Raw genomic sequence first — 21,589 nt, 5'->3', positions numbered from 1 at the left:
GTTCGTCCCTCCAGCGGGATGAACAAGACGATCAGGCGCGCCTCGGTCTTCTGTCTGCTCATGGTTCTCGCCCTGCTGGTGCGGGCGACCTGGGTGCAGGCGTACGAGGCCCGGGCGCTCGCAGACGACGACCACAACCGGCGGAACACGATCGCGCAGTACGCGCAGCCGCTCGGGAACATCATCGTGGCCGGATCCCCGGTCACCGGTTCGAAGGAGACGGACGGCGACGACCTCCGCTACAAGCGCACCTACACCCAGGGCGATCTGTACGCGTCGGTCACCGGCTACAGCTCGCAGGCCTACGGCGCCACCCAGCTCGAAGGCATCTACAGCGATGTCCTGGACGGCACCGACGACCGGCTCAAGAACCCCGCCGATCTGATCACGGGCAGGCAGACGGCCCCCGGCGACGTGCTGACGACCATCGATCCGGGTGTGCAGAAGGCGGCCTCCGACGCGCTCGGTGACGACCGGGGCGCGGCGGTCGCGATGGACCCGGAGACCGGGCGGATCCTGGGGATGGTCTCCTCACCCTCCTACGATCCGTCCGGCATCAGCGGGACGGGGGACTCCGACGCCTGGCAGAAGCTCCTCGACGACAAGAGCAAGCCGCTGGTCAACCGGGCGCTGCGGCAGCCGCTGCCGCCCGGCTCGACGTTCAAGCTGGTGGTGGCGTCGGCCGCGCTGGAGAACGGTCTGTACGGTTCGGTCGACGAGGCCACGGACAGCCCGGACCCCTACACCCTGCCGGGCACGAGCACGGTCCTGAAGAACGAGAACCTCTCGGCGCCCTGCGAGAACGCCACGCTGCGCACCGCGCTCCAGTACTCCTGCAACAACGTGTTCGCGAAGGTCGCGGCCGACCTCGGCCAGGACAAGCTGAAGGCGATGGCGGACGCCTTCGGTTTCGACACGAAGGAGCTGGACGTGCCCGTGCGGGCGTCCGAGAGCGTCTACCCGAAGGACATGGACAAGGCGCAGACCGCGCTGACCGGCATCGGGCAGTTCGAGGTGACCGCCACCCCGATGCAGATGGCCATGGTCTCCGCGGCTCTCAGCAACGGCGGTGAGCTGGCCTCGCCCCACATGGTCTCGAAGGTGACGGACGCCGACGGCTCCACCCTCCAGGAGTACCCGGACGGCGACACCGAGCGGGTCGTGAGGGAGTCGACGGCGGAGCAGTTGCGCAGTGCGATGGTCACGGTCGTGGAGGAAGGCACCGGGAGCAACGCGAAGATCGACGGTGCGGAGGTCGGCGGCAAGACGGGAACCGCGCAGAACGGCGTGGACAACAGCAACACCCCGTACGCCTGGTTCACCTCGTACGCGAAGGACGACTCCACCGGCAAGCAGGTCGCTGTCGCGGTGGTCGTCGAGGACTCCGGGGCCGCCCGTTCCGAGGTCAGCGGAAACGGCCTGGCCGCGCCCGTCGCGCAGAAGATGATGAAGGCGGCGCTGAAGGGCTGAGCACGTTCCGCCACCGCCGGGCCGGGCGGTGGCGGAACGCCCCGCGGCCTACTTCACGCCGAGCAGCTGCTCGATCGGGTCGATGGCGAAGTACACCGCGAACAGGGCCGCGGTCCCCCACAGCAGCCAGTGGACCTCCCTGGCCTTGCCGAGGACCGCCTTGATCACGACGTAGGCGACGAAGCCCGCGCCGATGCCGTTGGTGATCGAATACGTGAACGGCATCACGGCGATCGTGAGGAAGGCCGGGATGGCGATCTCGTACCTCTCCCAGTCGATGTGCCGCACCTGCGCCATCAGCATGAAGCCGACCGCGACCAGGGCCGGCGCCGCGGCCTGGGCCGGCACCATCGTGGCCAGCGGGGTGAGGAACAGGGCGACGGCGAACAGGCCGCCGGTGACCAGGGAGGCGACGCCGGTACGGGCGCCCTCGCCGACGCCCGCGGCGGACTCGACGTAGGAGGTGGCGGAGGAGGCGGACGCCGCGCCGCCCGCTACGGCCGCCGCGCCGTCGATGAGCAGGACCCGGCCCAGGTGCGGCACCCTGCCGTCCTCGTCGAGGAGTCCGGCCTCGTGGGACACGCCGACGACGGTGCCCATGGTGTCGAAGAAGTCGCTCAGCAGCAGGGTGAAGACCAGCAGCACGATGGTGAGGACGCCGACCTGCTGGAACGCCCCGAAGAGGCTGAAGGAGCCGATCAGCCCGAAGTCCGGGGCGGCGACCAGGTCGTCGGGGACGGCGGGCACGGTCAGGCCCCAGGCGGTGGGGGCGATGTCGGCGATCTCGTTGACGGCCACCGCCACGACGGTGGTGACGACGATGCTGATGAGGATGGCGCCCTTCGTCCTGCGGGCGAGCAGCGCGACGGTGAGCAGGACTCCGAGGCAGAAGATCAGGACCGGCCATCCGGAGAGGTGGCCGGTGGCGCCGAGCTGGACGGGGACGGAGCCGGTCTCGCCGGGGATGCGGGAGACGAAGCCGGCGTCGACGAAGCCGATGAACGCGATGAACAGTCCGATGCCGACGCTGATGGCCTGCTTGAGGGAGGCGGGGATCGCGTGCATGATCGCCTCGCGCAGCCCGGTGACCACCAGGACGCAGATCAGCAGGCCCTCGATGACGATGAGGCCCATCGCGTCCGGCCAGCTCATCAGCGGGGCGAGCTGGAAGGCCGCGACGGCGTTGAGACCGAGCCCCGCGGCGAGGGCCAGCGGCAGATTGCCGCCGATCCCCATGACGACGGTCATCACGGCGGCCACCAGGGCGGTGGCGGTGACGAGTTGGGGGCCCGACAGGTGGTCGCCGAACTTGTCCTCGGCCGAGCCGAGGATGATGGGGTTGAGCACCAGGATGTAGGCCATCGTGAAGAAGGTGGCGAAGCCGCCGCGTATCTCACGTCCGAAGTCCGAGCCGCGGGCGCTGACGGCGAAGAACCGGTCGACCGCGTTTGGCCGCCCGCCCTTCCGCACCGCCTCGGGGGGCCCGGTGGGCTCGGGGACCTCCGCCTCGTCGGTCCTGGGCGCGGGAACGGGCACGGTGGGATCAGGTCTGTCCGGCATGGCACTCCTCCTGGTGTACGTATCACGCGGCGGTCAGCCGGATTGTTCACCGGCCGCGGGGATTTCAGGTTTTCCCCGTGTTACGTCTTGCGTGATCGCACCCCCCTGCCGGCCCCGTCGTGCTGTTCCCGGTGTGCCGCCGGATCAGCCGTCCGGCGCTTCACCTGATGCAGGGGGGTTCAGGTTTTCGCCGTGTTGCGCCTTACTGGAGGCGCACACGCGTCGAAGCGCTTCCGGGGTACACGTTGGTACGCTCTCGCCCCGCACACGCGCTTGGGAACGTACACAACCGGTTCGAGCGCGCGCAGGAATCCCGTGCGGAGGAGCAGAGGAGAGGTACCCGTGGGCACAGTCGTGGACGATGCCGCCGCGGTCGAGTTCCGTGCGTTCTTCGAGGCGCACTACGCCGAACTCGCCCGGCTCGCCCATCTGCTGACGGGCGAGGCCGATGCGGCGGACGACCTGGCGGCCGACGCGCTCATGGCGCTCTGGCACCGCTGGGACCGGGTCAGGGGCGCCGACCACCCGGGGGCCTACGCGAGAGGCGTCGTCGCCAACCTGGCCCGTACGCGCATCCGCAGCGCGGTGCGCGAGCGCCGCCGGATCGCTCTGTTCTGGGCGCCCCGCGGGGCGGGGGACGGCTATGCGGCGGACGGGCCCGACGTGTCGGCGGTGGTGGACGTCCAAGGCGCCCTGCGGCGGCTGCCGTTCCGCAAGCGCGCCTGCGTGGTGCTGCGGCACGCCTTCGACCTCTCGGAACGGGACACCGCGCTCGTCCTCGGGGTGTCGGTCGGTACGGTGAAGAGCCAGACGTCGCGCGGTGTGGCGGAGCTGCAGCGGCTGCTCGGACCCGAGGCCCCCGCGGCACAGGTACAGGTGGCGGCCGCCGGGCAGCGCGCCGGAGGAAGGCAGTGATGGACGAGGACCTGCGGGAGCGGCTGCGCACGGCCGCCGCTTCGCACCGCCCTGACCGGGCGCGGATGCTGGCCCGGATCGAGCGCGGCATGGCGGAGGAGCCGCCCGCCCGTCCCACGCGTGCCCCGCGCTCCCCGATGCCGTGGCTGCGGGTAGCCGGGGCGACGGCGGCGGTGTGCGGGGTGCTGACGGCCGGTGCGCTCGCCGTCACGTCGGCGGGCCAGGAGGAGCCGGCGGGCGGGCAGCGGGTGGCCGCCGAGCCCACACCGTCCGGTCCGGCGTCCCCCTCCCCCGGCCGGGGCGGTGCGCTGCCCGCCGGGAGCGGCCCGCTGTGGTCGGACGGTTCGCTGAACCCGAACAGCAACAACTACTGGGCGCAGAGCGAGGTCACGGTCAAGACGACCCGGCCGCTGACGGAGCTCACCGTGGAACTGCGGATCGCGCTGAACGGCGGGGTGGACACCACCGGTTCCTGGCGCTCCCTGCCGGTGGAGGACTTCGCCGCGTCGGCCCGCGAGGAGGGCGGCTTCCTCGTCTACCGGTGGACGCTGAAGCCGGGACGGGGCGTGCCGACAGGTACGCACACCTTCGCCGGTCAGTACAACCACGCGGAGGGCGCCCGCGACACCGGGCGGGACGACTACACGGCGCGGGCGCGCACGGCGGACGGACGGACCTCGGTGGGCGGCGACTTCGCGGAGACGCACTGAGCCCACCGCCCCTGCGGCGGGGCACGAGGACGGACCCCGCGGAAACACGTCCGGAACACGGCAACCCTTTCGCGGGCGGTGACGACCCAGGAACGCACCACCATCCCCCGCCCCCTAGGAATCGGGACCGACGAACATGAGCGAACGAGCGCACACGCATCGGCGCAGGCCCGGCAAGCGCCGTATGGCGGCCGCACTGACCGCCGCCCTCGGCCTCACCGGCGCCGCCCTGGCCACCAACGTCATGCTGCAGCCGGCGGGAGCGGCGACGGCCGCGGTGCCCTCCTGGCCCAGTGCCACCGGATCCCAGGCCGTCTCGAAGACGATCAAGGTCTCAGGGACGTACGACGGCTCGCTGAAGCGCTTCTACGGGAGCGGCGACCTCGGCGGGGACGGCCAGGACGAAGGGCAGGACCCGATCTTCGAGCTCGCCGACGGGGCGACGCTCAAGAACGTCGTCCTGGGCTCCCCCGCCGCCGACGGCGTCCACTGCTCCGGCAGCTGCACGATCCAGAACGTCTGGTGGGAGGACGTCGGCGAGGACGCCGCGTCCTTCAAGGGCACGTCGACCGGCTCCGTCTACACGGTGTACGGCGGCGGTGCGAGGAAGGCCTCGGACAAGGTCTTCCAGTTCAACGGCGCGGGCAAGCTGGTCATCACGAAGTTCCAGGTCGCGGACTTCGGCAAGCTCGTCCGCTCCTGCGGCAACTGCTCCAAGCAGTACAAGCGCGAGATCATCGTGAACGACGTCGACATCACGGCGCCGGGCAAGTCGCTGGTCGGCATCAACACCAACTACGGGGACACCGCCGCGCTCCGTTCGGTGCGGATCCACGGCGACAGCAGCAAGAAGATCAAGCCCTGCGTCCGCTACACCGGCAACAGCACGGGAGCCGAGCCGAAGGAGACGGGCAGCGGCCCGGACGGCACGTACTGCCGCTACACGGCGTCGGACCTCAGCTACGACTGACCGGCAGGAGTGCGGGGGCGCGGACACATCCTGGTGTCCGCGCCCCCGCTTCTGTGTCCGCCCCCTCGTCGTGCACGAGCCGGTGCTGTTCAGGGCCGCGTCGGCGACCGCCGGACACGTCGGAGGAAACGATTCCGAAACACGGCAACCCTTTCGCGGGCGGTGGCGACCCATGAGTGCAAGACACTCCCCCCACCTTCCAGAATCGGGATCGGTCGACATGAGTGAACGAGCACACACGCACCGCCGCCCCACCGGCAAACGCCGTATGGCCGCCGCACTGACCGCGGCACTGAGCCTCACCGGCGCCGCCCTGGCCACGAACATGATGGTGCAGCCCGCCGGTGCCGCCACGGCGGCGGTGGCCGAGTGGCCCACGCCCACCGGCAGTCAGGGGGTCTCGGAGAGCATCGAGGTCTCGGGGACGTACGACGGCGACCTCAAGGAGTTCTACGGCGAGGGCGACCTCGGTGGCGACGGTCAGGAGGAGGGCCAGGACGCCCTCTTCGAACTGGCCGACGGCGCGACCCTCAAGAACGTCGTCCTGGGCTCCCCCGCGGCCGACGGGGTCCACTGCGCCGGCAGCTGCACCCTCGAGAACGTCTGGTGGACGGACGTCGGCGAGGACGCCGCCTCTTTCAAGGGCAAGTCGTCGGGCTCCGCCTACACGGTGAACGGCGGCGGCGCCAAGGGGGCCGAGGACAAGGTCTTCCAGTTCAACGGCGCGGGCAAGCTGACCATCTCGGGCTTCCAGGTCGAGGACTTCGGCAAGCTCGTCCGCTCCTGCGGCAACTGCTCGACGATGTACAAGCGGGACATCGTCGTGAAGGACGTCGACGTCACGGCGCCGGGCAAGTCGCTGGTCGGCATCAACAGCAACTACGGGGACACCGCCACGCTGAGCTCGATCCGGATCCACGGCGACGACAGCAAGAAGATCGAGCCGTGCGTCCGCTACGAGGGCAACGACGACGGTGACGAGCCGGAAGAGGTCGGCAGCGGCCCCGACGGCACGTACTGCCTCTACTCCGAGTCGGACATCAGCTACGAGTAGAGCCCCGAGGGGCACCTCCGGACCGGGGGCCCGGACCGGCGCGGCGGCGCGGGTCCGGGCCCCCTTCCGACGCCGGGGGCGTGCCCGGGTGGACGACGGCGTGCCCCGTCCCGCACGCCGGGCCGTCAGCGCACCCGGTCACGCGCGATGGCCCACGGTGCCGCTTCCGGGGCGCTGGAGGACGGGGCCGCCGGTCGCCTCAGCTCTGCCCGGTCCCGTCCCCACCGTCCGCGCACCGGCGGCCGAGCCGGGTGTCCAGGCTCACCGGCGGCCGAGCCAGGTGTCCAGGCTCACCGGCGGCCGAGCCAGGTGTCCAGCCACGCGAACACCGCCTCCTGCATGCCCGTCCCGAACGTGTGCCCCTGGCCGGGCCAGACCTCGGTGGTGAGCCGGTCGCCCGCCCCCTGCGACTCCCAGACCGCGCGCAGCTTCCCGTACGCCGCGGCGACCCCCACCGGCGCGAACAGCGGGTCCGCGCCGCCCGCCTGGAAGAGGGCGGGTTTCGGGGCGGCCAGGGACGCCACGTCCGGGATGTCCAGGAGGCGGTTGAGGCCCGGGTGGAGCATGAAGTACGCGGACTGGCCGCGCAGGGTGTTGTCGCCCGGGACCAGCATCTCGCGCAGGCCCGTCATCCAGCAGACCGCCGCCGCCGCGCGGATCCGGTCGGACAGGGCGGAGAGCTGCCAGGCGCGGTAGGCGCCCATGGAGAAGCCGAGCGCCCCCACCCGGCGTTCGTCCACCTCAGGCAGCGAGGCGAGGAAGGCCGCGGCGCGGATGTCCTCGTGGGCTGCGAGCCCGGCCGCCGAGGTGCCCAACTGGAAGAGGTTGGCTGCCAGGGCCTGCTGGTCCTCGTAGGCGAGCGGTCCCCGGTCGCCCCAGCCGAGGGTGTCCACGGCGAGCACGGCATAGCCGCGGGAGGCCAGTTCGTCCCCGGTGAACCGGCCGCCGTAGTGCCGGGCGGCCCACGCGGTGGCGCGGTCGAGACGGTCCGGGGCCGACCACGGGCGCACGGCCTTCTCCCGGCCGATCGCGAACTCCGAGCCGTGGTCGTGCAGGACCAGCACCGCCGGGAAGGGCCCCTCCCCGTGCGGTACGAGGAGCGAGCCGCGCGCCCGCCCGTACCGGGTGAGGGCGAACTCCACGGTGCGGGCGGTGTACGGGCCCGCGTCGTGTGCGTCGACGGTCACCGGGGCATACGGTTCCGGGCCGGGCCCCGGCGGTTGGAGCAGCGCCTCCCCGACCCTGGCACGCGCCTCGGCGCGCCAGGCCGGGAAGTCGCGGGTCGCGGACCTCGCCCAGGAGAGCGGGAAGGTCAGCTCGTCCTTCAACCGCTGGTGGAACGCGGGGAGTACGCGTCCGCTGAGCCCCAGGGTCACCCGCGGGGGCACCAGTCGCCGAGGTAGTCGGCGGGCGTGTGGACGCGGGCCTCGGACCGGCTGAGCTGCGGCCGGTTGTCCGGGACCGTGATCCGCGCGCCGGGGCCGGTGTTGCGGTACTCGGCGAAGCGCTGGTCCTGCCAGGGGAAGCCCGCGGACATCGTGCCGTACGGGGTGACCGCGTCGATGCCCGCACCGAGGTGGCTGTCGCGGACGGTCAGCATCGGGTGCGCGGTGAGGTCCGATGAGGGCACCCAGGGGCGGGCCAGCTTGTAGTACGCGTCGGGGGCGGTGCTGGTGACGCGCGAGCGCTGGACCAGGTAGCCGTGCGGGTTGGCCCCGGCGGTGCTGGGTGCGAAGACGAAGCCGTACGGGGCGGCGGCCAGGTCGGTCCGGGTCAGGGTGCGGAAGTGGCAGCGGTCGTAGACGGCGGTGGCGCGGCCGAAGACGAAGTCGACGTCGCCCTCCATGTAGCAGTCGCGGTAGTACTGGCGGGCGAAGGCGGTGAGGGCGAGGGTGTCGGCGTACAGGGTGTCCTGGTGGCCGAGGAAGTGGCAGCCGTAGAACGCCGAGCGGTCGCCCTGCACCTTGATCGCGACGGCCTGGGTGCCGGTGTACTCCGGGTTGTCGGAGCGCAGCCAGTCGTTGGCGAAGGTCACGTCGCGGGCGGTGAAGTCGGCGGCCTGGACGGTGACGGAGGCGGAGCCGCTGGTGCCCAGGGTGCCGGACCCGTCGGGCTTCGGGGTGCCGGCCGCGTCGCCGTGGACGATGACGGTGTCACGGGGGTCGCCGCTCGCCCCGAGCAGGGTGAGGCCGGTGCGGTCGGCGGGGACGGAGAGCTTGCCGCGGTAGGTGCCGGGGGCGATGACGAGGGTCCGGCCGGTGCCGGTGGCTGCGGCGAGCGCGGACCCCACGTCGGTGAAGTCGCCCCTGCCGTGCGGATCGACGTAGAGCGTCAGGGCGTCGAGCCGCCGGGACGGCGAACCGTGGCGGCCGAACGGGCGCGCGGGCACGGGGCGGGCGTGGGCGGCGGGAGCGCCCAGGGCGAGGGCCGCACCGGCGCCCGCGAACAGGGTCAGGGCACTGCGTCTGCTGGGCATGGCGGTACTCCTTGCGGGGCTTGCGGAGGGGAGGAAGGGGGCCGGAGCGGCGCCTTCCGGGGTGGTGGAAGGCGTGCGGTGCCGCTCCGGCCGTTCTGGGGGCGGGTCCCGGTGGACCAGTGGTCCGGGAGGATCAGCGGGTCAGCGGACCAGCGGCTTGCCGGCGCCCGCGCCGAGACCCACCAGGAGCGGGACGACGAGCGGGTGGTTGACCTTGGTGCGCAGCGTGGGAGTCCAGCCGGCGCCCTCGGTGAGCTGCTCGGCGGGCACGCCGGCGTTGTGCACGGCGATCAGGTCGGTCTTGCGGCCGTTGACGTAGTTGCCGTCCGCCGAGACGGAGGACTCGGACCACTTCTTCAGGATCTTGGCCTTGTCGAAGCCGGAGCCGAGCGTGAAGGCGTTGGAGTCGGCGACGAGCTGGGACTCCTTCCCGATGCCGTAGGTGTAGCCGTAGACGCTGCCGGTGGTGGCGACGAAGTGGTTGTTGTACGAGTCGACCTGGCCGAAGCGGACGCGGGGCGCCCGCTCGTTGACGTTCTTGAACAGGTTGTGGTGCAGCGTCACCCGCAGGTGACCGCTGTCGGTGGCCCCGGCGCTGTCGCTGTTGCCGATGAGCATCGTCTTGTCGTGGTCCTTGAGGACGTTCCACGAGACGGTGACAAGGTCGGCGCCGCGCACGATGTCGAAGAGGCCGTCGTGCTGCTGGAACTTCTCACCGAAGTAGCTGGGCTGCTCGGAGTCGGGCCGGTCGCCGTCGCTGAAGGTGTTGTGGTCGACCCAGACGTGGGTGGAGCCGTAGACGACCAGGTTGTCGTACTCGGAGTTCCAGTGGCCGGTCTCCCCGTCGGTGGGGTCCCACTGCGGGAAGCAGTCGTAGGTGTCCTCGAAGGAGATGTTGCGGATGATGACGTTGGAGACGCCCTTCACCTGAAGGCTGGCGCCGATGACCGTCGCGTCGTCGCCCACACCGACCAGCGTGGTGTTCGACGGCACGTTCACGTTGACCGCGGCGGCCTGCAGTTTCGCCGACGCGACACGGGCGTCCTCCAGGGGGCCGGAGGGGACCTCGTCCATGCCCCAGACGGCCGGGTCGTAGGCGGCGAGGTACTTCTCCAGGGTGTATCCGTCCTGCTGGTAGGCCTCGCAGCCGATCGGGGTGCCCGCGGCGTCGGAGTTGCCGTGGACGGTGCCGGCGATCCTGATGATCTTCGGCGCGTCCCCGGCGTCCTCGAAGGCGGCGATGAGCTCGGCGCGGTTGGTGACGGTGTAGACGTGGTCGGGGGTGGCGGCCGCACCGCCCGTGGTGGAGCCGTCGGCGGAGGCCCAGCCGTCACCGGCCGGGAGCACCGAACGCTCGATGCCCCTGCCGTGGTGGGTGGTCGCCTGGGCGGGGACGCTCACGGCGAGGGCGAGCGAGGCGGTGCCCATCACCACGGCGATGGCGCGGACGTGTCTCATGTGTGCGGACATGGCTGATCCCTAACTGTCGTGCGCGGAGGAAGCTGAGGAAATCCGGGGGAGGCCGGGCGGCCTGAGAGGCCGGCCGCGGTGGAGCGGAGGATCAGGCCTGCGGCCAGCTGATCCATGTCGCGGGCACCGGCTCGTCGAGGCGGCGCAGGTCGCGCGGGGCGAGCACGCGTCCGTTCAGAAGGGCGCGGGCGGTCATCCTCGCCACCTCCACGGCGCCGTCCGGCCGGAAGTGGGTGTTGTCCTGCTTGCCGTCGGGGTAGTTCGGCGACTCGCCGGGCTCCAGCCAGTTGAAGTACGCCTTGGTGCCGTCCGGGCCGAGTCCCTGCCAGCGGGCGAGGGAGAGGGCCTGCATGTCGAGCAGGGCGACGCGCTCCTCGGACGCCAGCGCGCGCATCGCCGCGGGGTACTCCCCGTGCGTGGGGCTCGCGGTGCCGTCCGCGGCGAAGCGGCGGCGCTCGACCGGGGTGATCAGCACGGGCTCCGCGCGCCGGGCGCGGGCGCCCTTGACGTACTGGCGGAGGTATTCCTGGTACGTGGTGTACGGGTCGGTGCCGCGGGCGGGGTCCTCGGTCTTCTCGTCGTTGTGAGCGAACTGGATGAGGACGAGATCGCCCGGAAGGACGCCGTCCAGGAGGGCGGTGAGACGGCCCTCGTCGATGAAGCTCTTGGAACTCCGGCCGTTCATCGCGTGGTTGGCGACGGTCAGGCCGCGGCCGAGGAAGAAGGGAAGGGCCATGCCCCACCCGGTCTCGGGTGCGGCGTCGGCGTACTTCTGGGCCGCCGTGGAGTCGCCCGCGATGTGGAGGGTCCTGGGCCGGGGCCGGCCCCCTCCGCCGTGTGCGAGCGCGGGGGTGGCGCTGAGGGCGAGGGGCAGCGCGAGGAGTGCGGCTGCCGTCCGTCTGCGGGTGAGTGACACAGGATGACTGCCTCTCTCGGAGGACAAGCGTGGGGTGGCACCGGGGTGGAGGACCGGCGGCGGGGTGCGACCCGAACCGCCGCCGGTCCCCCGGTCATGGGGCCCGTCCGTGAGGGACGGGGTGTCGTCCGCGGCTGGACGGAGTGCCGTCCGTGGCGGGACGGCCGGGTCAGCCGTTGCCCAGTTCCTTCCACTCCTTCTCTGCGGCGTTCAGCTCATCGGCCATCTTGTCCAGGAACGCCTTGGCCGTGACCTTGCCGAGGAGCAGCTTCTGGAACTCCGGCTCGTTGTCGGCCTTGCTGATGTTGTTCCAGTCGGGAAGGTAGTACGGCAGGTCGACGATCTTGGTGGAGCCGTCGGTGAGGGCCTTCGCGGCGAGCGCGGTCGGCTCGGTCTCGGAGATCCAGGGGTCCTTGGCCGCTTCGGTGTTCGCCGGGATGGCGCCCGCGGACTCGTTCCACTTGCTGTTCGACTCGTGGGAGGCCGCGAACTCGATGAACTTCCAGGCCGCGTTCTTGTTCTTGCTGGACCGGAAGAGACCGAGGCCGTCGACGGGGTTGGAGACCTGGACACGCGTGCCGCCGTCCCCGATGGGGGCGGGTATGCCGGCGAACTTGTCCTCGCCGAGCGCCTTCAGGTGGTCCTGGTAGGAGCCGAGGTTGTGGCTCAGCATCCCGATGGTGCCGGAGTCCCACTGGGCGACCATCTTGGTGAAGTCGTTGTTGACGTCGGCGGACGGCGTCGTCTTCTTGAAGAGGGCGGCGTACTTCTCCAGCGCCGCGACGTTCTTCGGGTCGTTCAGGGTCGTCTTCTCGCCGTCCCAGAACTCCGTGATGCCGGTCTGGCCGTAGATCGCGTCCAGGGCCTGCGCGATGGAGCCCGCGCCGCCCCGGATGGTGTAGCCGAACTTGTTGTTCTTCGCGTCCGTCAGCTTGTCGGCGGCCTCGTAGAACTTGGGCCAGGTGGTGGGCGCTTCCAGGCCGGCCTGCTCGAACAGGTCGGTGCGGTACCAGAGCGCACCGTTGTTCGCGGAGGTGGGCACGGAGTACAGGTCGTCGCCCCGGCCGGCCGCGGCTCTGACGCTCTCGACCATGCCCTCGACGAGCTTGCCCTTCAGCGGCGACCCGTCCAGCCGGTCGTTGACCGGCTCCAGGGCCTCCTGGGACACCATGTTGGCCAGGTACGCGGTGCCGACGCCGCCCACGTCGGGCAGCCCGCCGCCGGCGATGGCCGTGTCGTACTTGGACTGGACGTCGGCGATCGGGATGGGGACGTACTTGACCTTGATGTCCGGGTTCTTCTTCTCGAAGTCCTTGATGATCTCGGTCCAGATCGCGGTGCGCGGGCCACCGTTGTTGTCCCAGAAGGTGATCTCGCCCTTCCCGCTGCCCTCCGTGCCGGATTCGCTGCCGTCGTCGCCACAGGCGGTGGCCCCGAGGGCCAGGACCGCCGTGAGGGACACCGCGGTCGCGGCACGCCCCCGGAGCGTCTTCGAGATGTTCATGTCGGCTCTTCTCTCTCGGATCTTTACGCGTACGTGGGGGGAGGTCAGTGGTGTGTGCGGTGCGGCGCCGTTGCGCGGGTCCGCACCGGACCGGCTCGGACGCGGCGTCGGCCCGGCGGGTGCACCGGACGCTCCCGTGGCAGCTGTTTCCGACGGCCGGTGCCGAGGCCCCACGCGTGCGGGAAGGTGCCGGGGGTGAAGGCGGTGGACAGTGGTCTCGCGTTGGTGCGCTCGGTACGGAGGTGCGTCATTGCGGCTCCCATACAGCGGTGCGGGATCAGACGGTGTGAGGTCTTCCGGTGGTGCGGAAAGCGGTGAAGCCGGCGGTTCCGGAGGGCCCCGAGCCGGCTGGTGCGGTGGCGAAGAGGCCCAGCAGCGCGCCGACCCACCGCCAGGGGGTGGCGGCGAACACCTGGCCGGACGCCTGGAATCCGGCGCCGTCGCCGGTGTCGGCGTAGAAGCGGCAGCGGGCGCCCCGGGTGACCTCGATCCGCACCCGGACGGCCGCGCCCGGTGCGGGGCGGGGGTGCTCGGCGTCCCGCTCGTGCTCGGCGACGGATTCGGCGTACCGGTGCACGAGCCGCGGCGTCCCGTCGGCCCCGGCCTCCAGGCCGATCCACGAGAAGGCGTCCCCGAGCACGGCGAGCCCGGCCTTGGCGCCCGGTTCGCCGGTGTCGAGCGTGATGCCGACGTCGACGGTGAACTCCTCGGCGGGCAGCCGCTGCACCAGGACGTTGGGCAGGGCCCGCAGATCGTGTGCGTAGGCGGTGCGTACGCAGCTGAGCCGCAGCCCGTCGCCCCCGTGCCCGACCGTCCAGCCGGGCCGCGGATTGGCCGTCCACTGCCACTGCCGGCCGTACCGCCCGCCGGGGAAGCCGTCGCTGGAGGCCGGTGCCTCGACGGCCTGCTCCGGGGCCTTGGGGCTGCGGTGCGTGAGGACGGGTTCGCCCTCGTCGCCGATGACCGGCCATCCGTCCGGGCCCCAGCGCATCGGCTGGAGGTGCACGACCCGGCCGTAGGCCCCGCGCGCCTGGAAGTGCAGGAACCAGTCCTCGCCCGCGGCGGTCCTGACCCAGCCGCCCTGGTGCGGACCGTTGACCTCGGTCCTGCCCTGGGCGAGGACGACCCGCTCCTCGTAGGGGCCGGTGAACGTCCGCGAGCGGAAGGCGCCCTGCCAGCCCGTCTCCACTCCCCCGGCGGGGGCGAAGATCCAGAAGTGGCCGTCGTGCCGGTAGAGCTTGGGGCCTTCGAGGGTGAACCAGCCCGGGATCGTGTCGGCGTCGACCAGGGTGGCGCCCTCGTCGAGGAGTTCGCGTCCGTCGGGGCTCATCCGGTGGCCGGTGAGCCGGTTCTTGATGCCGGAGCGCGACTTGGCCCACGCGTGGACCAGATAGGCCTCGCCGGTCTCCTCGTCCCACAGGGGGCAGGCGTCGATCAGTCCCTTCCCCGCCTTGACGAGGTGCGGGGCGCTCCAGGGGCCGCGGATGTCCTCGGCGTTGACCTGCTGGATGCCGTGGTCGGGGTCCCCCCAGAAGATCCAGAAGCGTCCGGCGTGGTGGCGCAGCGAGGGTGCCCACACCCCGCAGTCGTGGCGGGGCACGGCGAAGTCGGCGTCGGGTCCGAGCCGGTCGAGGGCGTGGCCGATCAGGGTCCAGTTGACCAGGTCGCGGGAGTGCAGCAGGGGCAGTCCGGGGACCCGGCCGAAGCTGGACGCGGTCAGGTAGTAGTCGTCGCCGACGCGCACGACGTCGGGGTCGGACCAGTCGGCGTTCAGGACCGGGTTGCGGTAGGTGCCGTCGCCGAGGTCGGCCCTCCAGGGAGTGGTCATGCGGCGACCGCCTTGCGGACGAGGGCGGCGGCGTCGTCCCGGCCGAGGCGTCCGTCGGCGACGACGGTGACGACCCTGCGCACGACGGTGGCTCCGGCGGCGACGGGCAGCCGCCGGTCCGCGGCGAGGGAGGAGCCGACCCCCGGGTATTCGGTGGTCCTCACGAACCACGGGTCGCGGCGGGTCTCGTCGGTCGCGCCGGCGAAGACGAGCGTCCAGCCGTCCCCGGCGAGGGCCAGCCAGTCGGCGGCCCTGCCGTGCACGGCCTCCTCGCCGTCGAGCGTTCCGCTGAACACGGCGGGCGGCGCGGCCTCCTTGGGGGCGCGCCAGAAGAAGCCGCCGTATCCGGCGCCGGGGCGGCCGTTGGTGGCGGGGCTGCCGATGGACAGGTCCGTGGAACCGCGGTTGGTGAGGGAGAAGGAGAAGTCCAGCGCCCAGGCGGTGTCGGAGAGTCCGGCGGCGGCGACGGTGCGGTGTTCGCGCAGCAGCTCGGTGCCGTCGGCCTCCCAGCTGAGCTCCTCCACGAAGCCGTCCGGGTCGCGGAGCTTCCAGCCGAGGTGGCGCTGCGTCCCGTGGTTGTCGAGCGCGGTGGGTCCCTGGCCGCGGACGTAGGTGCGCCCGCCCCAGAAGTTGTGTCCGGCCACGTCGGGCACCGCGACGGAGGCGCCCAGGTGGTGGATGTGGTCGGCCGGGCGCTCCTCGGTCACGGGGGTGCCGGCGAGGGTGGTGACGGGGTGCAGATAGGGGCGGCCGTCCGTCTCGTGCCGGTAGCCGTAGCGGCCGACGGGGCGTCCGGCGCAGCTGAGGAGTGCGGTGGTCATGGTGTGCTCACCTCTCTGGGGTGCGCCCAGGAGGCGCCTAGTTCGGAGAAGAGGGTGAGGGTGTCGGCCGCGGCGGCGACGGTGCCGTCGATGCCGCGCACGATGCGCCGTACGCCGTCGCCCTGGTCGGCGGGCCGGGTGTGCCAGGCCGTGGCGGGCAGTGCGGTGGGCTCGGGGGCGGTGCGGACGGCCTCCAGGACCCGCATGAACGCGCCGGTGCGCTCCGGCGGCACGAGGAGCTCGGTGCCGTGCTCCAGGTGGCCGACGAGGTTCTCCAGCAGGTCGGTCCGCCCGTGCACGGCCTCCTCGGGGCCGTGTCCGGCGCGCTGGACCAGGACCCGGTCCTGCTTGTACCAGAAGGTGATGCGTCCGCGGTCGCCGTGGACGATCACGTACGGCTCACCGGCCTCCTCCGCGCAGAGGGTGACCGCGATGGTGACCGGCATCCCGTCGGCGGTGGTGATCCGGACGCAGCTGGTGTCGTCGGACTCGATGTCGTGGGCCCGGAAGAGCTCGGTCTCGATGGACGCCACGTCCTCGGCCGTTCCCCGGCCGGCCAGTTCGAGTGCGGTGGCGACGGCGTGCGCGAGGGGGTTGGTCAGGACCCCGTCGACCACGTCGGTGCCGCCCATCCTGCGGCGCCCGGCCCAGGGGGCCCGCCTGAAGTAGGCGTCGTCGCGGACCCAGGCACCGGCGGCGCCGATGCCCCGTACGTTGCCGACGGCTCCGGAGGCCACGAGGTCCCTGATGGCGGGGACGGCGTGCGAGCCGAAGGACTGGAAGCCGATCTGGCAGGAGATCCCCGCCTCCCGCACTCCGTCCGCCATGCGGGCGTAGTCGTCCCAGGTCGCGGCGGGGGGCTTCTCCAGGAGGAGGTGGACGCCCCGGGCGGCCGCGGTCAGGGCCAGTGTGGTGTGCGTCGGGATGGGGGTGCAGATGACGGCCGCACGGGCGCCGGTGGAGTCCAGGAGGGCTCCGAAGTCGGCGGACTGCTCGGGCATCTCGTCGGCGAACGGTTCGAGTTCGTCGTCGGTCAGCGGGTTCAGCTCGCAGATCCCGGCCAGCCTGACCAGGCCCTGGTGCTGGAGACGGCGGATGTTGGCGAGGTGCCAGCGGCCGTGGCCGCGGGCGCCGGCCAGGACGACGGGCAGGGGGGTGGTCGCGCTCATCGGTCCGCCCTCCCCGCTCCGGCCCCGCGGGCCACCGCGGCGGCGGCGCGGAGGTGGAGCTTCCAGGTCATGTCGGTCATCCCTTCACGGCGCCGGCGCTGAAGCCGGTGATGAGCCACTTCTGGATGAAGGCGAAGACGATGACCACCGGCACGGCGGCGATGACACCGCCCGCGGCCAGTGCCCCCAGGTCGACGCTGTCGGCGCCGATGAGGGTGTTCAGGCCGACCGGGATCGTCTGCTTGTCCTGCTCGCTGAGGAACATCAGGGCGAACAGGAAGTGGTTCCAGCTGTGGACGAAGGCGAACGAGCCGACGGCGATCAGCCCGGGGCGCAGCAGCGGCAGCACGACGGCGCAGAACGCCTTGAAGCGCGAGCAGCCGTCCACCCAGGCGGCCTCTTCGAGGGAGACCGGGACGTTCTTGATGAATCCGCTGATCAGGATGATCGACAGCGGCAGCTGGAAGACCGTCTCCGCGATGACGACGCTCCCCAGGGAGTTGATCATCTGGAGGTTCTTGAAGATCTCGAAGAGCGGCACGAGCATCAGGGCGCCCGGGATGAACTGCGAGCAGAGCAGCGCCAGCATGAAGGCGCTCTTGATCTTGAAGTCGAAGCGGGCCAGGGCGTAGCCGCCGGCCAGCGCGACCAGGGTCGTGGCGATCAGCGTCGCCACACCGACGATCATGCTGTTCTGGAAGAAGAGGGCGAAGCTGCGCTCGTTCCAGACCTTGGAGAAGTGGTCCCCCGTCATGGGCCAGGGCACCAGCGAGGTGGAGCCGGCGGGCCGTACGGCGAAGAGGAACATCCAGTAGAACGGGATGAGCGTGAAGAGCAGGTAGATGCCGAGCGGCACGTAGATCTGCCAGCGCGGTACGTCGTCGAAGGCTCGCTCGCGCTTGGAGCGGCGGGGCCTGGAGGGCGGCGGGGCGTCGCTGCCCCGGGACGGTCCCGGCGTGCGGGCGTCGTGCTTCTCTACGAGTGCGGCAGTCACTTGTGGTCGCCTCCGAACTTGCTCAGGCGCAGATAGACGATCGAGCAGAAGAGGAGGATCACGAAGGCGACGGTGGTGAGCGCCGAGGCGTATCCGAAGTCGTGGCCCTCGATGCCGGTATTGGCTACGTAGAGCGGGAGTGTGGTGGTCTCGCCCGCCGGCCCGCCGCCGGTGAGGGTGTAGAGGAGGTCGACGTTGTTGAACTCCCAGACCCCGCGCAGCAGGGTGGCGAGGATGATCGCGTCGCGCAGGTGCGGGAGCGTGATGTGGAAGAACTGCCGCATCCTGCCCGCACCGTCCACCGACGCCGCCTCGTACAGCTCCTTCGAGACGGACTGCAGGTCGGCGAGGATGAGGATCGCGAAGAAGGGGACCCCGCGCCAGAGTTCGGAGATGGTCGCCGCCCAGAAGACGGTCCCGGTGTCGGAGAGGACCGATGTGCCGTACTCACCGATCCCGGCGTCCGCGAGGTAGCGGCTGAAGCCGGTCGAGGAGTTGTACAGCAGGATCCAGATGGTGCTGGTGAGCACACCGGAGACGGCCCAGGGGGAGAAGACCATGGCGCGGGATATGCCGCGGCCGATGAAGGTCTGGTTGACGATCAGCGCGAGCGCCAGGCCGAGCGCGAGCTGCAGGGTGACCTGGGTGAAGACCCACTGGGCGCTGAAGCCGAGCGTCGACCAGAACTGGTCGTCCTCGGTGAAGATGCGGGTGAAGTTGTCGAAGCCGGCGAAGCCGTTCCGCCACGGCTTGGTGACGTTGTAGTTCTGCAGGCTGTAGTAGAAGACGCTGACCACCGGATAGGCGATGAAGCCCAGCATCAGCAGGCCCGCGGGCGCGATCAGCAGGTACGGCAGGCGGCGGGGACTGGCCGAGCGGCGCTTGGGCGCCTGCCCCTTGGGGGGCGGTGTGGCCACGGCTGCGGATTGGGCCATGACGCGTCTCCGATCTCTGGGAAGTGCTGGATGTGCCGTGCGTTCGGTGCATGGTGCAAGCGCTTACCGCATGCCGTTCGGTATCCCGGACGGAGCGGTGCGCGGAATTCGTCTCGCCCGGTCAGCCCGCGTAGGGGTCGGGCACCTCTCCCTGCCGGGCCAGGAACGTGAAGTCGCAGCCGGTGTCGGCCTGGGTGATCTGGTCCTGGTAGAGGGCCCCGTAACCGCGCCCGTAGCGGGCGGGCGGCTCGGTCCACCGCGACCGGCGGAGCTCCAGCTCCTCGTCGGAGACGTCGAGGTGGAGCAGCCGCGCCTCGACGTCCAGCGTGATCAGGTCACCGGTGCGGACCAGGGCGAGGGGCCCGCCGACGAAGGACTCGGGCGCGATGTGCAGGACGCAGGCGCCGTAACTGGTTCCGCTCATCCGGGCGTCGGAGAGCCGCACCATGTCCCGTACGCCCTCCTTCAGCAGGTAGTCCGGGATCGGCAGCATGCCGTACTCGGGCATCCCGGGGCCGCCCTTGGGGCCGGCGTTGCGGAGCACCAGCACGTGGTCCGGGGTCAGGGCCAGCGCCGGGTCGTTGATGGTGCGCTGCATCTCCTTGTAGTCGTCGAAGACGACCGCGGGCCCGGTGTGGCGCAGCAGGTGGGGCTCGGCCGCGATGTGCTTGATGACCGCGCCGTCGGGGCAGAGGTTGCCTCGCAGCACCGCGACACCGCCCTCCTCGGCCAGCGGGTTGTCACGCTCCCGGATGACGTCGGTGTCGTGCACCAGCGCCCCGTCGAGCTGCTCCCGCATGGTGGCGTGCGTGACGGTGGGCCGGTCCAGGTGCAGCACGTCGGTGAGCCGCGACAGGAAGCCCGGCAGCCCTCCGGCGAAGTGGAAGTCCTCCATCAGGTACTTTCCGCCGGGGCGGAGGTTGGCGAGGACGGGCACGGTGCGGGCGATGCGGTCGAAGTCGTCCAGCGTGAGCTTCACCCCGGAGCGGCCGGCCATCGCGATCAGGTGGATGACGGCGTTGGTGGAGCCGCCGAGCGCCAGGACGGTGGCGACCGCGTCCGCGTAGGCGTCCGCCGTGAGGATCCGCGACAGCTTCATCTGCTGCCACACCAGTTCGACGATGCGGATCCCGGACTGCGCCGCCATCCGGTCGTGGCCGGAGTCCACGGCAGGGATGGACGAGGCGCCCGGCACCGTGACGCCCAGCGCCTCGGCGGCGGCCGTCAGGGTCGAGGCGGTACCCATCGTCATGCAGTGGCCCGGGGAGCGGGCGAGCCCGTTCTCCAGCTCGGCCATCTCGCAGTCGCCGATGAGGCCGGCCCGCTTGTCGTCCCAGTACTTCCACATGTCCGTGCCGGAGCCCAGGACCTCGTTGCGCCAGTGCCCCGGCAGCATCGGTCCGGCGGGCACGAAGACCGCCGGGAGGTCGACGGAGGCGGCGCCCATCAGCAGCGCGGGCGTGGACTTGTCGCAGCCGCCCAGCAGCACGGCGCCGTCGACGGGGTAGGAGCGCAGCAGCTCCTCCGTCTCCATCGCCAGCATGTTGCGGTAGAGCATCGGAGTGGGCTTCTGGAAGGTCTCCGAGAGCGTGGAGACCGGGAACTCCAGCGGGAAGCCGCCCGCCTGCCAGACGCCACGCTTGACCGCCTGTGCGCGTTCACGCAGGTGCACGTGGCAGGGGTTGATGTCGGACCAGGTGTTGAGGATCGCGATGACCGGCTTGCCCAGGTGCTCCTCGGGGAGGTAGCCGAGCTGCCGGGTGCGGGCGCGGTGGCTGAACGAGCGGAGCCCGTCCGTGCCGTACCACTGGTGGCTGCGCAGCTCCTCGGGGGTGAGGCGGCGCTCCGTCGACGCGTCGGTCATACGGACCACCCGGCGACCAGGCCGGCGACCTCGGCGCGCTGCGCCTCGGGCAGCACCCGGCTGGGTGCGCGGACGTCGCGGCGGCAGAGCCCGAGCGCGGCCAGGGCCTCCTTGACGACCGTCACGTTGTTGGCGGACTGCCGGTCGGCGCGCAGGTCCTCGAAGCGGCGGATCTGCTCCCAGACCTTCATCGCCGCGACGTAGTCGCCCGCGCGCAGTGCCTCCAGCATGGTCAGCGAGACACCGGGGGCGACGTTGACGAGCCCGGAGGTGAAGCCGGTGGCGCCGGTGGCGAAGTAGGAGGGGGCGTAGAGCTCGGCGAGCCCGGCGATCCAGACGAACCGCTCCAGGCCGGCGTCCCGGGCGAACGCTCCGAAGCGGGCGGCGTCCGGGACGGCGTACTTCACGCCGATGACGTTGGGGCAGCTGTCCGCGAGCTCGGCGAGTGCCTCGCCGGCGAGCAGCGGGTTGCGGACGTAGGGGACGATCCCCAGCTCGGGGACGGCCTCGGCGATGGCCCGGTGGTAGTCGATCCAGCCGTCCTGCGAGACGTAGGGGTGCACCGGCTGATGCACCATCAGCATCTCGGCGCCGGACTCCCTGGCGTGCTCGGCGGCCGCCACGGCGGTCGGCACGTCGTGGCCCACACCGACCAGGACGGTGGCACGGCCGCCCGTCTCCTCGATGGTGAGCTCGGTGACGGTGCGCCGCTCGTCGGGGGTGAGTGCGTAGAACTCACCGGTGTTGCCGTTCGGGGTGACGATGCGGACGCCGCCGTCGAGCAGCCGTCGCAGCAGGGCGCGGTGCGCCGGGATGTCGATGCCGCCGTCCTCGGCGAACGGCGTCACCGGGATCGCCACAACGTCTGCGAGGGCCGCCTTCAGCGGTGAGAAGTCCATGCGGACTGACCTTTCGTCGAGGTGCTGGTGATCC

At 71.4% G+C, this 21,589-nt stretch carries 18 protein-coding genes; 5 read left to right on the top strand and 13 right to left on the bottom strand.

The window, feature by feature from the left end; all coding sequences use genetic code 11:
• Positions 1-18: 18 nt before the first annotated feature.
• Positions 19-1,470 (top strand): peptidoglycan D,D-transpeptidase FtsI family protein, encoded by a 1,452-nt coding sequence (locus tag ACIRJR_RS23990; RefSeq protein WP_403784082.1) that lies wholly within the window; start codon positions 19-21, stop codon positions 1,468-1,470.
• 48 nt (positions 1,471-1,518) lie between these two features.
• On the opposite strand, the gene ACIRJR_RS23985 is transcribed toward ACIRJR_RS23990, so the two are convergent.
• Positions 1,519-3,030 (bottom strand): NCS2 family permease, encoded by a 1,512-nt coding sequence (locus ACIRJR_RS23985; protein ID WP_403784080.1) that lies wholly within the window; start codon positions 3,028-3,030, stop codon positions 1,519-1,521.
• Between the two features lie 342 nt (positions 3,031-3,372).
• Here ACIRJR_RS23985 and ACIRJR_RS23980 point away from each other — a divergent pair, with 342 nt between their 5' ends.
• The 4 genes from ACIRJR_RS23980 to ACIRJR_RS23965 all read left to right on the top strand — a co-directional run bounded on the left by ACIRJR_RS23980 (position 3,373) and on the right by ACIRJR_RS23965 (position 6,679).
• A complete protein-coding gene (locus ACIRJR_RS23980; protein ID WP_403784078.1) occupies positions 3,373-3,945 on the top strand; it encodes a SigE family RNA polymerase sigma factor in 573 nt (190 codons plus the stop codon).
• Positions 3,945-4,655 carry a hypothetical protein gene (locus ACIRJR_RS23975; protein ID WP_403784076.1) on the top strand — a complete coding sequence of 237 codons (711 nt, stop codon included), beginning with the start codon at positions 3,945-3,947 and terminating at the stop codon, positions 4,653-4,655. The genes ACIRJR_RS23980 and ACIRJR_RS23975 overlap by 1 nt, the downstream gene beginning before the upstream one ends.
• Before the next feature lie 136 nt (positions 4,656-4,791).
• On the top strand, positions 4,792-5,625 hold the full coding sequence (locus ACIRJR_RS23970; RefSeq protein WP_403784074.1) for a pectate lyase: 834 nt from the start codon (positions 4,792-4,794) through the stop codon (positions 5,623-5,625).
• Positions 5,626-5,845: 220 nt separating this feature from the next.
• Positions 5,846-6,679 carry a pectate lyase gene (locus ACIRJR_RS23965; protein ID WP_403784072.1) on the top strand — a complete coding sequence of 278 codons (834 nt, stop codon included), beginning with the start codon at positions 5,846-5,848 and terminating at the stop codon, positions 6,677-6,679.
• Positions 6,680-6,969: 290 nt separating this feature from the next.
• Here the strand turns inward: ACIRJR_RS23965 and ACIRJR_RS23960 are convergent, their stop codons facing one another.
• From ACIRJR_RS23960 to ACIRJR_RS23905, 12 genes are all read right to left on the bottom strand, one after another.
• Positions 6,970-8,055 carry a dienelactone hydrolase family protein gene (locus tag ACIRJR_RS23960; RefSeq protein WP_403784070.1) on the bottom strand — a complete coding sequence of 362 codons (1,086 nt, stop codon included), beginning with the start codon at positions 8,053-8,055 and terminating at the stop codon, positions 6,970-6,972.
• Positions 8,052-9,155 carry a pectinesterase family protein gene (locus tag ACIRJR_RS23955; protein ID WP_403784068.1) on the bottom strand — a complete coding sequence of 368 codons (1,104 nt, stop codon included), beginning with the start codon at positions 9,153-9,155 and terminating at the stop codon, positions 8,052-8,054. The genes ACIRJR_RS23960 and ACIRJR_RS23955 overlap by 4 nt, the downstream gene beginning before the upstream one ends.
• Positions 9,156-9,296: 141 nt before the next feature.
• Positions 9,297-10,625, bottom strand: a complete 1,329-nt coding sequence (locus ACIRJR_RS23950; protein WP_403784066.1) for a polysaccharide lyase family 1 protein — start codon at positions 10,623-10,625, stop codon at positions 9,297-9,299.
• 91 nt (positions 10,626-10,716) lie between these two features.
• Positions 10,717-11,541 (bottom strand): rhamnogalacturonan acetylesterase, encoded by an 825-nt coding sequence (locus ACIRJR_RS23945; protein ID WP_403784064.1) that lies wholly within the window; start codon positions 11,539-11,541, stop codon positions 10,717-10,719.
• Between the two features lie 169 nt (positions 11,542-11,710).
• Positions 11,711-13,045, bottom strand: coding sequence for an ABC transporter substrate-binding protein (locus ACIRJR_RS23940; RefSeq protein ID WP_403784062.1), 1,335 nt, complete (start codon positions 13,043-13,045; stop codon positions 11,711-11,713).
• Positions 13,046-13,322: 277 nt separating this feature from the next.
• Complete coding sequence (locus ACIRJR_RS23935) at positions 13,323-14,873, bottom strand: family 43 glycosylhydrolase (RefSeq protein ID WP_403784060.1); 1,551 nt, start codon at positions 14,871-14,873, stop codon at positions 13,323-13,325.
• A complete protein-coding gene (locus ACIRJR_RS23930) occupies positions 14,870-15,694 on the bottom strand; it encodes a PmoA family protein (RefSeq protein WP_403784058.1) in 825 nt (274 codons plus the stop codon). The genes ACIRJR_RS23935 and ACIRJR_RS23930 overlap by 4 nt, the downstream gene beginning before the upstream one ends.
• Positions 15,691-16,863, bottom strand: coding sequence for a Gfo/Idh/MocA family protein (locus tag ACIRJR_RS23925; protein WP_403784056.1), 1,173 nt, complete (start codon positions 16,861-16,863; stop codon positions 15,691-15,693). Before ACIRJR_RS23925 ends, ACIRJR_RS23930 begins: the two co-directional genes overlap by 4 nt.
• Positions 16,864-16,939: 76 nt before the next feature.
• Positions 16,940-17,857: a carbohydrate ABC transporter permease gene (locus ACIRJR_RS23920; RefSeq protein ID WP_403784054.1), complete on the bottom strand. Its 918-nt coding sequence runs from the start codon at positions 17,855-17,857 to the stop codon at positions 16,940-16,942.
• Positions 17,854-18,792 (bottom strand): carbohydrate ABC transporter permease, encoded by a 939-nt coding sequence (locus ACIRJR_RS23915; protein ID WP_403784052.1) that lies wholly within the window; start codon positions 18,790-18,792, stop codon positions 17,854-17,856. The genes ACIRJR_RS23920 and ACIRJR_RS23915 overlap by 4 nt, the downstream gene beginning before the upstream one ends.
• 121 nt (positions 18,793-18,913) lie before the next feature.
• The gene (araD, locus tag ACIRJR_RS23910; RefSeq protein WP_403784050.1) at positions 18,914-20,656 is read right to left on the bottom strand and encodes an L-arabinonate dehydratase; all 1,743 of its coding nucleotides are present in this window, start codon (positions 20,654-20,656) and stop codon (positions 18,914-18,916) included.
• A complete protein-coding gene (locus ACIRJR_RS23905) occupies positions 20,653-21,555 on the bottom strand; it encodes a dihydrodipicolinate synthase family protein (RefSeq protein ID WP_403784274.1) in 903 nt (300 codons plus the stop codon). Before ACIRJR_RS23905 ends, araD begins: the two co-directional genes overlap by 4 nt.
• Positions 21,556-21,589: the final 34 nt, after the last annotated feature.

This window comes from Streptomyces sp. NPDC102402 (assembly GCF_044765765.1).
Lineage (GTDB): Bacteria > Actinomycetota > Actinomycetes > Streptomycetales > Streptomycetaceae > Streptomyces.
This window is presented reverse-complemented; position numbering and strand designations above follow the sequence as displayed.